The organism is Roseateles depolymerans (assembly GCF_003387155.1).
In the GTDB taxonomy this organism is placed as follows: domain Bacteria; phylum Pseudomonadota; class Gammaproteobacteria; order Burkholderiales; family Burkholderiaceae_C; genus Roseateles; species Roseateles depolymerans.
This window is the reverse complement of sequence record NZ_QUMT01000005.1, coordinates 20,502-34,609: the sequence shown is the minus strand read 5'-3', so window position 1 is coordinate 34,609 and position 14,108 is coordinate 20,502. Positions and strand designations below refer to the sequence as shown.

General features: G+C 67.4%; 10 protein-coding genes. 6 read left to right on the top strand and 4 right to left on the bottom strand.

Annotation, left to right across the window (positions count from 1 at the left end):
* Positions 1-75 precede the first annotated feature (75 nt).
* Positions 76-1,476, top strand: coding sequence for a BaiN/RdsA family NAD(P)/FAD-dependent oxidoreductase (locus DES44_RS20790; protein WP_083525411.1), 1,401 nt, complete (start codon positions 76-78; stop codon positions 1,474-1,476).
* Here DES44_RS20790 and DES44_RS20785 read toward each other — a convergent pair whose 3' ends face one another.
* Complete coding sequence (locus tag DES44_RS20785; RefSeq protein ID WP_147307162.1) at positions 1,477-2,583, bottom strand: threonine aldolase family protein; 1,107 nt, start codon at positions 2,581-2,583, stop codon at positions 1,477-1,479.
* Positions 2,584-2,752: 169 nt separating this feature from the next.
* Between DES44_RS20785 and DES44_RS20780 the strand changes: the two genes are divergently transcribed.
* Entirely contained in the window at positions 2,753-4,420 is a 1,668-nt protein-coding gene (locus DES44_RS20780; protein WP_058937265.1) for an acyl-CoA dehydrogenase family protein, read from the top strand.
* Positions 4,421-4,437: 17 nt separating this feature from the next.
* On the opposite strand, the gene DES44_RS20775 is transcribed toward DES44_RS20780, so the two are convergent.
* From DES44_RS20775 to DES44_RS20765, 3 genes are all read right to left on the bottom strand, one after another.
* A complete protein-coding gene (locus DES44_RS20775; protein ID WP_058934269.1) occupies positions 4,438-4,947 on the bottom strand; it encodes a hypothetical protein in 510 nt (169 codons plus the stop codon).
* A gap of 70 nt (positions 4,948-5,017) precedes the next feature.
* A complete protein-coding gene (locus DES44_RS20770; protein WP_232309953.1) occupies positions 5,018-5,569 on the bottom strand; it encodes a TetR/AcrR family transcriptional regulator in 552 nt (183 codons plus the stop codon).
* Positions 5,570-5,674: 105 nt separating this feature from the next.
* Positions 5,675-6,733 carry an AraC family transcriptional regulator gene (locus DES44_RS20765; RefSeq protein WP_058934270.1) on the bottom strand — a complete coding sequence of 353 codons (1,059 nt, stop codon included), beginning with the start codon at positions 6,731-6,733 and terminating at the stop codon, positions 5,675-5,677.
* A 182-nt stretch (positions 6,734-6,915) separates the two neighbouring features.
* Between DES44_RS20765 and DES44_RS20760 the strand changes: the two genes are divergently transcribed.
* From DES44_RS20760 to DES44_RS20745, 4 genes are all read left to right on the top strand, one after another.
* Entirely contained in the window at positions 6,916-7,770 is an 855-nt protein-coding gene (locus tag DES44_RS20760; RefSeq protein WP_058934271.1) for a ketopantoate reductase family protein, read from the top strand.
* Positions 7,771-7,846: 76 nt separating this feature from the next.
* Entirely contained in the window at positions 7,847-10,207 is a 2,361-nt protein-coding gene (locus DES44_RS20755) for a Tex family protein (RefSeq protein WP_058934272.1), read from the top strand.
* 260 nt (positions 10,208-10,467) lie between these two features.
* Positions 10,468-12,810: a TonB-dependent receptor plug domain-containing protein gene (locus DES44_RS20750; protein ID WP_157592936.1), complete on the top strand. Its 2,343-nt coding sequence runs from the start codon at positions 10,468-10,470 to the stop codon at positions 12,808-12,810.
* 57 nt (positions 12,811-12,867) lie between these two features.
* Complete coding sequence (locus DES44_RS20745; protein WP_058934274.1) at positions 12,868-13,950, top strand: patatin-like phospholipase family protein; 1,083 nt, start codon at positions 12,868-12,870, stop codon at positions 13,948-13,950.
* Positions 13,951-14,108: the final 158 nt, after the last annotated feature.

The following is a 14,108-nucleotide window of genomic DNA, read 5'->3' as shown; positions in this document are numbered from 1 at the left end:
CCGAAAGGGCGCCGCGTCTGGCACACTGCCGTCCCGGCGCCCTGATGTTGATGGAGTTTTGCGCCGGGTCTCAACATGCCCGATCACAACGCTTCCTCCCCCTTTCCCTCGTCCTCCCAACCTGATGCCACGCCCGGCCCCGGTGGCCGCGTGCTGGTCATCGGCGGCGGCCCCGCCGGCCTGATGGCCGCCGAGCGCCTGGCGCTGGCCGGTGTGCAGGTCGATCTCTTTGATGCGATGGCCTCCGTGGGCCGCAAGTTCCTGCTGGCCGGCAAGGGCGGTCTCAATCTCACCCATTCGGAGGCGCGTCCCCGTTTCGAGGAGCGCTATTTCGAGCGCCAGTCGGCGGTGAGCCCCTGGCTGGACCGTTTCGACGGTGAAGCGCTGCGCCGCTGGGCGGCGGACCTGGGGGTGGAGACCTTTGTCGGAACCTCCGGACGCGTGTTTCCCAAGGACCTCAAGGCAGCCCCGCTGCTGCGCGCCTGGCTGCATCGCTTGCGCGGGCAGGGCGTGCGCCTGCACATGCGGCATCGCTGGCTGGGCTGGACGGAGGAGGGCGGTTGCCGCTTCCAGGGTCCGGACGGCGAATCGGTGTGGCGGGGTGATGCGGTCGTGCTGGCCCTGGGCGGTGCGTCCTGGCCGCAGCTCGGGTCCGATGGCCGGTGGGTGCCGCTGCTGACCGAGGCGGGCGCCGACGTGCGTGCGCTGCGGCCGGCCAACTGCGGCTTTGATCTGGGTCGGCGCCGCGCCGATGCTAGCGTGGCGGGCGACACGGCGCAGGCGACCGGTGCTCAGTCGGCTGGCACCGTTGGTGCCGCTGGTGCTGCCAGCCGCGAGGCCGGCTGGACACCGTTCTTCGTTGAGAAGTTCGCCGGCCAGCCTGTCAAGCCGGTGGCCCTGAGCGTGTCGTCGCCGGACGGCCGGGAGTTCTCGCGGCAGGGCGAGTTCGTGGTCACCGCCACCGGCATCGAAGGCTCGCTGGTGTATGCCGCGTCGGCGCTGATCCGTGACGTCATCGAGGCGCAGGGCGAGGCGCTGATCCATCTGGATCTGCTGCCAGGACGTGACACGGCCTGGGTGGCGGAGCAGGTGGCGTATCCGCGCGGGTCGCGTTCGATGTCCTCCCACCTCAAGAGCCGTCTCAACCTGGACGGGCTCAAGGCCGCATTGCTGCACGAAGTGCTGGACAAGTCCCAGTACGGCGACGTCGTCACGCTGGCACGAACCATCAAGGCCTTGCCGCTGCATCTGGCGGCGCCCCGGCCCATCGCGGAAGTCATCAGCACCGCCGGCGGCGTGCAACTGGAGTCACTGGATGAGCACCTGATGGTCAAGCGCCGTCCCGGCGTCTTCGTGGCCGGGGAGATGCTGGACTGGGAAGCGCCCACCGGCGGTTATCTGCTCACGGCCACCATGGCCAGTGGCGTGGTGGCGGGTGACGGTGCCGCCACCTGGCTCCGCCACGCGAAGCGTTGATCAGCGCTGTGCGGCGCTCACCACCTGCTGCCAGAGGGTGACGACCTCGTCGTCCGTCCAGTCCTGGGCGGCGTTGCCCACCACCACCTCGACCATGGCGCCATCGGCGATCTTGTGGGAGGGCGTGGTGCGCGCGCCCAGCCAGAATCCTTGCTCGCGGGCGACGGCCAGCATGGTCTCCCGAAGGGCATCCGGCGCCACCGGCAGGTGCAGCTGGAATGAATTGGTGGGGGGCGGCTCCGGCGCGACGTGCCAGGACGGCACACGCGCCAAGTGGGCGGCCAGGTTCCGCGCCCGGTTGCGATAGTCCGCCATGTGGGGCAACTGTTCCCGCAGCCCCTGGAACGCGCTCAGCACGAAGGGGTACAGGGTGTAGACATTCCCCGCCAGGCGGCTTTTCCAGGGGCGCAATGCCTCGATGAAGGCCTCGCTGCCCAGCAGCATCGCGCCGGACAAGCCGCCCAGGCCCTTGTAGAAGGACACGTACACGGAATCCGCCAGCGCCGCGATCTCGGCCAGCGGCCGCTCGTAATGAGGCTGGGCTTCCCACAGCCGGGCGCCATCCAGATGCAGCGCAATGCCCTCGCGACGGCACCAGTCGCTGATGGCCACCAGATCGTCCCATGCCGTCAGTTGGAAGCCTGCGCGGCGCAGGGGAAGTTCCACCACCACCACCGCCGGTTTCTCCGGCAGGGCCTGCAGCGCCTGCACGGTGAACGGCGTGTCGGGCGCGCCGACCTGAAGGCCGCGCAGGCCCATCAGGTGCTCGAAGGCATCGGACTCGTCCACGGCAATGTGGCATTGCGGATGCAGAGCGACGGGGCCCTGGCCCTCCCCACACCAGCCGCGAAGGGCGGCGAGCTGGGCGGCAACGCCCTTGTGGAAGAAGCTGGCAGCGGGCTTGCCCAGCAGGGCGGCCACGTCCGCTTCCAGCGTCTGCATGGCGATACCGTCGCCATAGACGTCCAGCGGCAATGACGCTTCCGCCACCTGGCTCAGCGCGAGCAGCGAGGCCTGCATCGAACGCGCGGGGCGATGGCCGTTCAGCCAGCGGCTGCACTGAAGACGAAGGGTGGTCTCGAGGTGGGAAGGGCGGATGTCAGGCATGGCGGCGATTAGAGCATTGGCCTGCAGGCGACTGGGGGCGGCCGCGTGCGGTCGCGCACGGTTGGCCAGGCCGTGACGACGGCGCTGCCAGGCCAGAGCCAAATCCCGCAGAATGGACACGATGCCGCGGGCCTCAGGGCCGGCCGATGCTTCGCTCCGGGAGATCGAGATGACGGACTCATCATGGTGGACGCATGACGTCAGCAACCAGGTCGATGAACTCACCGACTATTCGTTGCTCGACACCGATGCTGCGCTGCGGGAAGGCTTGGACCGCGCCGGCGCCCAGGCGTTCGTGCCGGGGTTGTCGGACTACGCCCGGCAGTTGGGCCGTGCGGAGACCTTTGCGCTGGCGGAGCGGGTCAACCGGTTGACGCCCGAGCTGGCGCGCTTCGATGCGCGGGGCCGACGCGTGGACCGGGTGGACACCGACCCTGGCTGGCACACGCTGCTGGCGATGTACCGCAGCGCCGACCTGATCGCGATGCCTTTTCGTGATGCGCAGGTCGGCCGCTGGTCCGCCTGGGCCGCAGGCTTTTATCTGCACGGTCAGGTGGAAGCAGGGAGTCTGTGTCCGGTGACGATGACGCAGGCCAGCCTGCCGGTGCTGCGTCGCGAGCCGGCCTTGTGGGAGTCCCTCCAGGCGGGTCTGCTGAGCCGGGAGCATGACCCACTCGACCTGCCCATCCCGGACAAGCGCGGTCTGCTCATCGGCATGGGCATGACGGAGAAGCAGGGCGGCTCCGATGTGCGGGCCAACACGACGCAGGCGGTGCCAGCGGGCGCGGGCGGTCGCGGCGCGGAGTACCGTCTGACGGGGCACAAGTGGTTTTTCTCGGCCCCGATGAGTGATGCGCACCTGGTGGTGGCCAAGACCCCGGACGGTGCGCCGGGGTGTTTTTTCGTGCCGCGCTGGCGGCCGGACGGCACGCTCAATGCGGTGCACATCCAGCGACTCAAGGACAAGGTGGGCAACCGCAGCAACACCAGTTCCGAGGTCGAGTTCCAGGGCGCCTACGGCCTTCTGGTGGGCGAGGAAGGGCGCGGCATTCCCACCATCATCGAGATGGCGGGCCATACGCGGCTCAACTGTGTGGTGGGCAGCGCCGCGATGCAGCGGCAGGCGCTGGTGCAGGCGCTGCACTATGCGCGGCACCGGCGCGCGTTTGGCCGGCGGCTGGTGGAGCATCCGCTGATGCGGGCGGTGCTGGTGGATCTGGCGCTGGAGAGCGAGGCGTCGCTGCAGTTGAGCCTGCGTCTGGCGCAGGCCTTTGAGCGGCAGGACGATCCGGCGGAGCGGGTGTGGATGCGGCTGATGACGCCGGCCGCCAAGTTCTGGGTCTGCAAGCGCACGGTCGAGCTGACCGGTGAGGCGATGGAGGTGCTGGGCGGCAATGGCTACATCAATGACGGCATCCTGGCGCGGCTCTACCGGGAAGCGCCGGTGAACAGCATCTGGGAGGGCTCGGGCAACGTGATGTGCCTGGATGTGCTGCGGGCCGTGGCCCGCGAGCCGGAGGCCTTCGCCGGGCTGCTGGAGGACATGGCGCGCCGGTCCCACGACGACGCGCCCGTGCGCCACGAGATCGACCCCCTGCGGCGCCTGCTGACGATGTCTCCGGAGCAACTGGAAGGGCAGGGCCGCCGTCTGGCCAGCCGGCTGATCCTGGTGACGCAGGCCCTGCTGCTTCGCGAACGCGCGCCGGCGGTGGTGGCTGACGCCTTCATCGCCACACGTCTGGATCCTGCGGTCTCAGGCTGGGGCACGACCGTGGGGCAATGCGAGCTGGCTGCCGCGCAGACTGACGCTCTGCTGGCCCGGGCGTTCCCGGAGTGACCGTTTCGCGCCGAACCTCAACGGGGAGAGGCCGGCAGGAAGGGGCGACCCAGGCGCAGGGCCACCTGCAGCGCGAAGCCGGCCAGGAAGATCAGCAGCCATGCCAGCAGCGCGCCCTTCACGATGGGATCGTCGGGGCCGTGGGCGATGGGATGGCCGGCCGGCAGACGGGAGAGGGTTTCGTTGATGCCGGGCACCATCAGCAGGAAGAAGCTGAAGGACAGGCCGAAGTTGCTGAGGTGAAAGCGCAGGCGTTCGGGAAAGGGCAGACGCGGGATTGCCCAGGCGCCTGAGAAGGCGGCGATTAGGGCCAGCACGCCCAGCACGTGCCCGGGGTTCACGCCGCCGGTGCTGGACAAGCCGAAGGACGTCAGCACGGCTGCGGTCAGTCCCAGCAGGTAGACGCGGCCGGAGCGTGTACGCGGTTCAATGCGACGGAAGCGACTGAACGCATGGACACCGGCCACCAGGGGAATCAGGCTGATGAGGGTGTGGACCGCGCCGAGCGCAGAAAGAGGGTGAGTCATGATCGCTCTACTAGTTGGTAGGGTGTGAGGGTCAAAAAATGGGAGGCGTGTGGCCTCCCGGTGCGGGGAATCAGTGAGACCGCTGGAGCCTGTGGAGGGCCGCATGGGCCACTGAGGAAAAGGCCGAGGGGTCTGCGGAGACGCGGGCGAGCAGCATGGCGCCGTGGACGGCGGCGAGCACGGTGTGGGCGGCCCTGGTGGCGTTGCCGGCTTCATCGAGCTGGAACTGCTGGCGAGCGACGCCTCGTTCGATGACGTCGGCGAGCCAGGTGGTCATGCTGTCGAAATGAGCGCGGACTTCTTGGGCGACGTCGCTGGGGATGCTGGGCATTTCGGTGGCCAGCATGACGCAGACGCAGAACTCTGATTCGCCGCGCGCGATGCAACTGGCCCAGTAATCGACGTACGCGCGCAGCTCGGCGATTGGATCATTGAGCTGGCCTGTCAGGCCTGCCAGCGCCTGGGCTGCATCCTGCCGATAGTGGGCGACCACGGTTTTCACCAGCTCTTCCTTGCTGGGGAAGTGATGGTGGATGCTGGCCTTGGTGATGTTGACCTGCTCCGCGACGTTGGCGTAGCTGAAGCTGTTGTATCCGCCGCGGACCAACAGCTGCCGCGTCACGGCCAGGACTTCAGCGGCTTTGGGCGAGATCTCCGAACGCATGAACATCCTCAATGAGGTTCGCAATCTACTAGTTGGTAGGCTGCTTGTCAAGCCACCTGCCTATCAAGCCACCCCTTCGCTCGAGAGCAGGCCCTCCGTCACCGCCCTTGACGGTGGCCCGCTGCGTACCGCTTGCCGCCACTGCGTCGGTGACATGCCTTGCCAAGCCCGGAACGCGCGCGCGAAGGAGTTGCTTTCTTCAAAGCCCAGATAGAAGGCAATCTCGCCTTGCTCCAGGTCCGTCTGCTCAAGCATCTGGCGCGCCATGACGTGGCGAACCTTGTCAAGCTGCTCTTGATAGGTCGTCCCCGCCTCTTCGAGCCTGCGCTGCAGCGTCCGAGGCCCGATGCCCATGGCGCTGGCCACACGCTCGACACTCGGGCGAGCGCCCTTGAGCTGCCCGTGGATGGCCAGTTGAACGTCAGTCACCGTCGATCCTCCGGCCCTGAATCGTCCAAACGCGGCTTCGAGCCCTGGAATCATGAGGCGCACCAGTTCCTGGTTGTGCGTCAGGAACGGATCCTCCAGGGAGGCGGCATCGAACACCATCACGTCACGTGGTGCGTTGAACCGGATGGCGCATTCGAAGGCGTCACTGAGCAGGTCCTCACGGTTCGGCCTCCTTGTCAGCTCAATCCGCCTGAGCTTCAAAGCACGACCCGTCCCGCGGCGATACAGCTCAGCCACGTAGGCAAAACCGCCATCGGTCAGAAAGTCCGGGGCCAGATGGTCACCGGCGAGCAGCCACTTGAACTCAAGCGAAGCAACGCCGTTCTCGACGTCAAGGACCCATCGGCCCGGACAAACCATCTGCTTGTACCGAGCAAGCGCGTTGATGGCATCCCGGAAGGTCTCGGAGTGCAGAGCCGCGATCGACGCCACGTCGTAGTGACCTTCGATCCGCTGCATGCTGCCGAGTCGAAGGCCAAAGTCAGGCGGGAGCCCAAGTCCGCTGGCCGCATCCCAGAGGGCAAAGTAGTCGCGTGTCGACACCCAGCTTCTGCCTTCTGCGTCCTTCGTCACCGTTGCCCGTGCGAGCGACACCAGCCGCCCGAAATCAAGCCCGATGGACGCGAGGAATGCCGGAACGAACGTTGAAATCATGACGGCGTCTCTGTTCATGCGGGCATCGTACTGACGTTCCTTCCCCCATGCTGCGCTGCAGGGGCCCTGTCGTCTTTGGCATGCGCGATGTCGCGCTTGGATTTGTCCCAAGTGCACGCTTGGGCACAGAGTCAAGGACCTTACGAGGTGAGGCCTGTAACGACACCTCCCCTCCCCCTGGTTGTTGAAGGAAGAGAACGATGAAGGTTGCGATTGTGGGCGCCGGCCGGATTGGCAGCGCGTTTGGATATCACCTGGCTCGCGGCGGGCATGACGTCACGCTGGTCGCGCGCGGCGGGCGGCTGGAGGAACTTCGCCGGGAGGGGGGTGTGATTGAAAGCATCGCTGGCGACCGAGCATCGGTGAACGTCGATGAGCAGTTGGAACCTACAACGCCCTGGGACCTGGTGCTCGTCACCGTCCTCGCCCATCAGGTGGATGCGGTCCTGCCGGCTCTGGTGTCTTGCCGAGCCGCGACGGTGATGTTCATGTTCAATACCTTCGGTGAACTGGGTTCGCTGAGGGACGTCGTGGGCGCCCACAGGACGCGATTCGCGTTTCCCAACATGATCTCGTTCTTCGAAGCAGGCAAGCTCCGAAACGTGGTGGGCGGGCCGGGTATGGTCACCGCCACCGACTCCGTCGAATGGGTCGAGCGGTTCAAGGCAGCTGGAATGCCTGCAGAACTGCGTGCGGACATGCAGAGCTACCTCCGCAGTCACGTCGCCTTCGTGGTCCCCCTGATGGCAGCCGCTCACATGACGCCTCCTCAGGGCCCTGGCGTCACGTGGCATCAAGCGCGACAACTAGCGACCGCCTTGAAAGCCGGGCTGACGCTTGTCACCGAGCTCGGACATCAGTGGATGCCAGGGTTCGTTGTGGTCCTGGCCAGGTTGCCGCATCGCTTGGCCGCAGCGATGCTCTGGGCGTTCAGTCGAACAACGACCAACCGGGACCTTGCACGATTCGGCCCCGACGAGGTTCGATCCCTCATCGACACGATGGCAGCGGCAGGACCCCAGGCAGCGGCTCCGCTCCAGGCCATCAGGCCTTGAAGGCCCGGCTCCATCGCCGGCAGGGCCCACCCTATACTTGGGGTTTGGTGCATTTGCCCTCAGGGCCGTAGTTGTCTTGGACAAGATCCTCCTTCAGATTGCCGCCGAGCTGAACGTCCGCCCGGCACAGGTCAACGCCGCTGTGGAATTGCTGGATGGTGGCGCCACCGTCCCCTTCATCGCCCGCTACCGCAAGGAGGCCACCGACGGCCTCGACGACACCCAGCTGCGCGAGCTCGAAGTCCGCCTGTCCTACCTGCGCGAGCTGGAAGACCGTCGCGAAGCCGTGCTCAAGAGCATCGAGGAACAAGGCAAGCTCACGCCCGACCTCGCCGCCGCCATCGCCGCCGCGCCGACCAAGCAGGAACTGGAAGACCTGTACCTGCCCTACAAGCAAAAGCGCCGCACCAAGGGCATGATCGCCCGTGAAGCCGGCCTGGAGCCGCTGGCCGACAAGCTCTTCGCCGACCCGTCGCTCGACCCCATGGCCGAGGCCGCGAACTTCCTCAACCCCGACGCCGGCTTTGCCGATGCCTATGCCGTCCTGGACGGCGTGCGCGACCTGCTCTCCGAACGCTGGGCCGAAGACGCCGCGCTGATCGGCAAGCTGCGGGAATGGCTGTGGGAAGAGGGCCTCTTCAAGTCCAAACTGATGGACGGCAAGGACGAGAACAACCCCGACATCTCCAAGTTCCGCGACTACTTCGACTACGCCGAACCCATCCGCACCGTCCCCTCCCACCGGGCGCTGGCCGTCTTCCGCGGCCGCACGCAGGAATTCCTGGACGCCAAGCTGGTGCTGGACGAAGAAGTCGTCCCCGGCCAGCCCACCATGGCCGAAGGCCGCATTGCCCGTCACCTGGGCTGGACCCACACCAAGCGCGCCGGCGATGAACTCATCCGCAAGACCATCGCCTGGACCTGGAAGGTCAAGCTCTCGCTGAGCCTGGAGCGCGACCTCTTTTCCCGTCTGCGGGAAGAGGCCGAAAAGGTCGCCACCAAGGTCTTCGCCGAGAACCTGCGCGACCTGCTGCTGGCCGCTCCGGCCGGCAAGCGCGTGGTGATGGGCCTGGACCCCGGCATCCGCACCGGCGTGAAGGTGGCCGTGGTGAGCGACACCGGCCGCGTGCTGGACACCGCCACCGTCTATCCGCATGAACCCAAGCGCGACTGGGAAGGCGCCATCCACACGCTGGGTCGCCTGTGCGCCACGCACGGGGTCAACCTCATTGCCATCGGTAACGGCACGGCCTCCCGCGAGACCGACAAGCTGGCCGCCGACCTGATCAAGCGCATCCAGCAGATGCTGTCGCAGTCGCAGGGTGCTCCTGCGGCCGAGATCCAGAAGGTGGTGGTCAGCGAAGCGGGCGCGTCGGTGTATTCCGCGTCTGAATTCGCCTCCAAGGAACTGCCGGAGCTGGACGTGTCGCTGCGCGGCGCAGTGTCCATCGCCCGTCGCCTGCAGGACCCGCTGGCCGAGCTGGTCAAGATCGATCCAAAGTCGATCGGCGTCGGCCAGTACCAGCACGACGTCAACCAGAGCGAACTGGCCCGCACGCTGGACGCCGTGGTGGAAGACTGCGTGAACTCGGTGGGTGTGGACCTGAACACCGCCTCGGCGCCGCTGCTGTCGCGGGTGTCGGGCCTGTCGGCCAGCGTCGCCAATGCCATCGTGCGCTGGCGGGATGCCAACGGCGCTTTCCGCAGCCGCCAGCAACTGCTGGACGTCACCGGCCTGGGCCCCAAGACCTTCGAGCAGGCCGCCGGTTTCCTGCGCATCCGCGACGGCGACAACCCGCTGGACATGAGCGGCGTCCACCCCGAGACCTATCCGGTGGTGGAGCGCATCCTCGGCAAGGTGGAGCGGCCCATCCAGGACCTGATGGGCAAGAGCGACGTCATCCGCACGCTCAAGCCTGAAGCCTTCGCCGACGAGCGCTTTGGCGCCATCACCGTCAAGGACATCCTGGCCGAACTGGAAAAGCCCGGCCGCGATCCGCGCCCCGACTTCAAGGTGGCCCGGTTCAACGACGGTGTCGAGGACCTCAAGGACCTGAAGGAAGGCATGGTGCTGGAAGGCACCGTCTCCAACGTGGCCCAGTTCGGCGCCTTCGTGGACCTGGGCGTGCATCAGGACGGCCTGGTGCATGTGAGCCAGCTGTCCAACAAGTTCGTCACCGACGCCCGGGAAGTGGTCAAGACCGGCGACATCGTCAAGGTGAAGGTGCTGGAGGTCGATCTGGCCCGCAAGCGCATCTCGCTGACGATGAAGCTGGACGCCCAGGCGCCGCGCGGTGGCAGCAAGCCGGACAACAGCTTCCGTCCGGCCGCCCGCCATGAGCGCCAGGGCGGCGGTGCACGCCAGGGCGGCGGAGATCGTCAGGCGGCGCCGGTGGGCAATGCGATGGCGGCAGCGTTCGCCAAGCTCAAGCGCTGAACCGGGCTGGGCCCAACCCGCCAGCGCCGCGTCCACAACCTCACACTTGTGGACGCCTTCCGCGCCGGATGTCTGAAGCTCGCCACTGACCTTCAGCACGGTCACACATTCCTGCCATCATGTCCTCATCGTGGCAGCCGTCCGAACTCGGACCCCCAGATCGAGCAGGCATCCGCCCCAAGAGCGGAGTCTGAGCAGGGGAGGGGTGGGTAGGAGGCCGGCCACGCGCCCTCCATCCCTTGCCCATTGCGGAGTTCCGCTTGAACGACTGCCTGTTTGACCGAGGCCTGGCCCCGGTCCGCCCTTTCCTGGCCGCTGCCCGTCTGCCAGCGGCCGTCCGGCCCGTTGCCGCACAAGCGGCAATGCGGCCCGTCGCCGCGCAAGCGGCCATGCGGCCTGTTGCCGCCCATGCGTTCTGCACGCCGGCCCTGCTGGCGGCGCTGGGGGTGCTGGTGCTGGCCACGACCGCCGCCCCGCGCGTCCAGGCTCAGGAGATTCCCGGCGCGCCCGGTGCGGAGGCGCCGTCCCGTCGCCTGGACCGCGTGGAGATTGCCGGCCGGCCGCAGAGCGACACCGACCTGCGCCGCCGTGCGGCCGTCGCCAAGCAGATCTATGGCCGCGACGAACTGGACAAGTTCGGCGACACCAACGTGGCCGATGTGCTCAAGCGCCTGCCCGGCGTCAGCGTGGCCGACGGCTCGCCGCGCATGCGCGGGCTGGGGTCGGGCTACACCCTCATCCTGATCAATGGCGATCCGGCGCCCCCCGGCTTCAAGCTGGACCAGTTGGACCCGTCGCAGGTCGAGCGGATCGAAGTCACCAAGGGCCCGACCGCCGACCAGAGCGCTCAGGCCGTGGCCGGGGCCATCAACATCATCCTCAAGGAAGCGCCGCGCGTCAGCCAGCGCGACCTGCGGGTGGGGATGAACTACAACATCGAGCATCCGGTGCCCAATGCCACCTTCACCTTTGGTGAGAAGGTCGGGCCGGTGTCGCTGTCGCTGCCGCTCTCGGGCTTCCAGTGGCTGGCACGCAGCACGCTCGATGCGTCCCGCCCGGGCACCGACGCGAACGACCAGCCGGTGGTCGCGAGCCAGCACGGCTATCAGTACAACCATGGCCACGGCTTCAACAGCGCGCCGCGGGTGAACTGGCGCATCAGCGACGACCAGAGCCTGAGCCTGCAGGGCTTCGCGCAGAAGGGCTGGTGGACCACCGACATCCGCACCACGCCGGATGCCGTCTACAAGACGCCGCGCCTGGACCAGAACTCCGACAACGACGGCACCTGGCAGATGCTGCGCGGCAACCTGCAGTGGAACAACCGCTTCAGCGAGACGCAGAAGATGGAGCTCAAGGCCGGGATCCAGGACGCCCGCGCCACCTTCAACAACCACACCGAAGACCCGCTGCTGCCCATCGATGCCATGGGCGGCAGCCAGGACCGCAGCTACACCCAGGCCGGCAAGCTCAGCCAACTGGTCGGTGACGATCACACGGTCACCGTGGGGTGGGACCTGGAGTGGCGCCGCCGCACCGAAAGCCGCACCACGCTGGTCAACGGTCAGCCGCAACTGGCGGTGCTCAACGGCGAAGCCTTCAACGCCCGCATCCAGCGGCAGGCATTTTTCATCCAGGACGACTGGGAGATCAGCCCGCAGTGGTCGACCTATCTCGGGTTGCGCCAGGAGCGCATCGTCTCCACCAGCCAGGGGGTGGGGGTGCAGGCCCGCAACGTCAGCAGCGTGCTCACGCCGCTGTGGCACCTCAACTACAAGATCGACCCCAAGGGCAAGGACATGATCCGGGGCAGCCTCACCCGCAGCTACAAGGCGCCGGAGCTGACCCAACTGATGGGCCGCTACACCCTCAACAGCAAATACCAGGTCGAGACCGGGACCAATGATGAGCTGTCCCCGGACCGCGTCGGCAACCCGGCGCTGAAGCCGGAGCTGGCCACCGGGCTGGATGTGGCCTATGAGCATTACCTCAGCGGCGGCGGGCTGTTCAGCCTGGGCTTTTTCCATCGCCACATCAGCAACCTGATCCGCAATGTGACCACGCTGGACCCGGCCACGGCGCTGGTGCCGGTGCCGCGCTACGTGCTGCGTCCGACCAATTTCTCCAGTGCCCAGACCTCGGGCGTGGAGCTGGAGCTCAAGGGGCGGGCGGGTGAGCTGCTGCCCGCCGTGTTCAGCCCCAAAACGGCGCTGAACCTGCGCAGCGCGCTGAGCCTGTATCGCTCCAAAGTGAAGGCGGTGAACGGCCCGGACAACCGTCTGGACCAGCAGCAGCCGTGGATGGGCAGCCTGGGCTTTGACTACCGGCTCAGCAGCCTGCCGCTGCTGACCGGCGCCAGCCTGAGCTTCACGCCGGGCTATGTCACCCGCCAGACCGACCGGCAGACGCTGGAGTCCTCTCGCGCGCGCCAACTGGATGTCTTCGCACAGTGGACGTTCTCCCCCAGGACATCGCTGCGCGTCTCGGCCAATAATCTGGCCCCGCTCCGCACCCAGGCGCTGACCACCATCGGCAGCGACTATGCGGATGTGGAGCGTCGCACGCGCACTGCGCTGGGCGTGACGCTGGACATGAAGCTCTGACCCACCGCGCCCTCGGCCGCCTCGCTGCGCCGGGCGCCGAGAAAGGATGATCCGCCGATGCAGGCATTGCAGATTCTGGCTGGCCCCAAGGCCCGGGCGCGCCTGCGCGAAAGGGGATTGCAGGCGGCGGACGTCCATGTGGTGCCCGGGGCCGCGGGTGGGCCCAAGGGGCTGATCCTCAATCCGCTGGACCAGTTCCTGTTCGGTGAGTTCCTGCCGTCCGGCGGTCAGCCGGTGCATCTGCTGGGCGCCTCCATCGGGGCCTGGCGCATGGCCACGGCCTGCGTGGCGCGCAGCGGCGCCGAGATCCAGGCCGAGTTCGACCGCCTGGCGCATGACTATGCGCACCAGACCTACGACTCGCTGCCGGGGCGCCAGCCCTTGCCCAGCGTGGTGTCGCGGACCTTCCTGGGCAAGCTCGAGGAAGTGTTCGGCGGACGGGAGGCGCTGGTGCTCAACCATCCGCAGTACCGGCTGCATGTGTTCACCTCCCGCGGCCGGCACCTGCTCGGACGCGAGAGCCGCTGGCGCACGCCGCTGGGGTATCTGGGGGCGTTTGCCACCAATGCCGTGTCGCGCCGGGCCATGGGCGGCTGGCTGGAGCGAGTGGTGTTTTCCGATCCGCGTGCGCCGCTGCCGATGCCGCTGCACGACTTCCGCAGCCGGCAGGTGGCTCTGGACGAGCGCAATCTGCTGCCCAGCGTGCTGGCGAGCTGCTCCATCCCGTTCTGGCTGCTGGCGGTGCATGACATCGCAGGCGCGCCCGCCGGCGCCTACTGGGACGGCGGCATCACCGACTACCACCTGCATCTGAACTACTCGGCGATGGTGGGCGACGGGCTGGTGCTCTACCCACACTTCCAGCGCCAGGTCATCCCGGGATGGCTGGACAAGGCGCTGCGGCATCGCCACCGGCCCAGCGCCTTCCTGGACAACGTGGTGCTGCTCACGCCGCATCCCGACTGGGTGAAGACACTGCCCAACGGGAAGCTGCCGGACCGCAACGACTTCAAGTTCTACGGCGACGATGTGGGCGCCCGGGCGCGGGACTGGCTGCGCGCCGTCAGCGAAGCCCAGCGGCTGCGGGACGAGTTCGCGGCCGCCTGCCGGCGACCGGGGCTGGAGGTCGAGCCGTTGTGAGTGTGTGGGCGGATCCTTGAGCGACCCACGGTTTTACTGGGGCAGGGCTGTGGCCTCGCTGCGCGCTCGGTTATCATTGGCCCCATGCGGCTCCACCCTCAGGGGCCCCAATCAACAAGGACCGGGAAAGGCGAATTGGTTATGACACCGCGAACTAC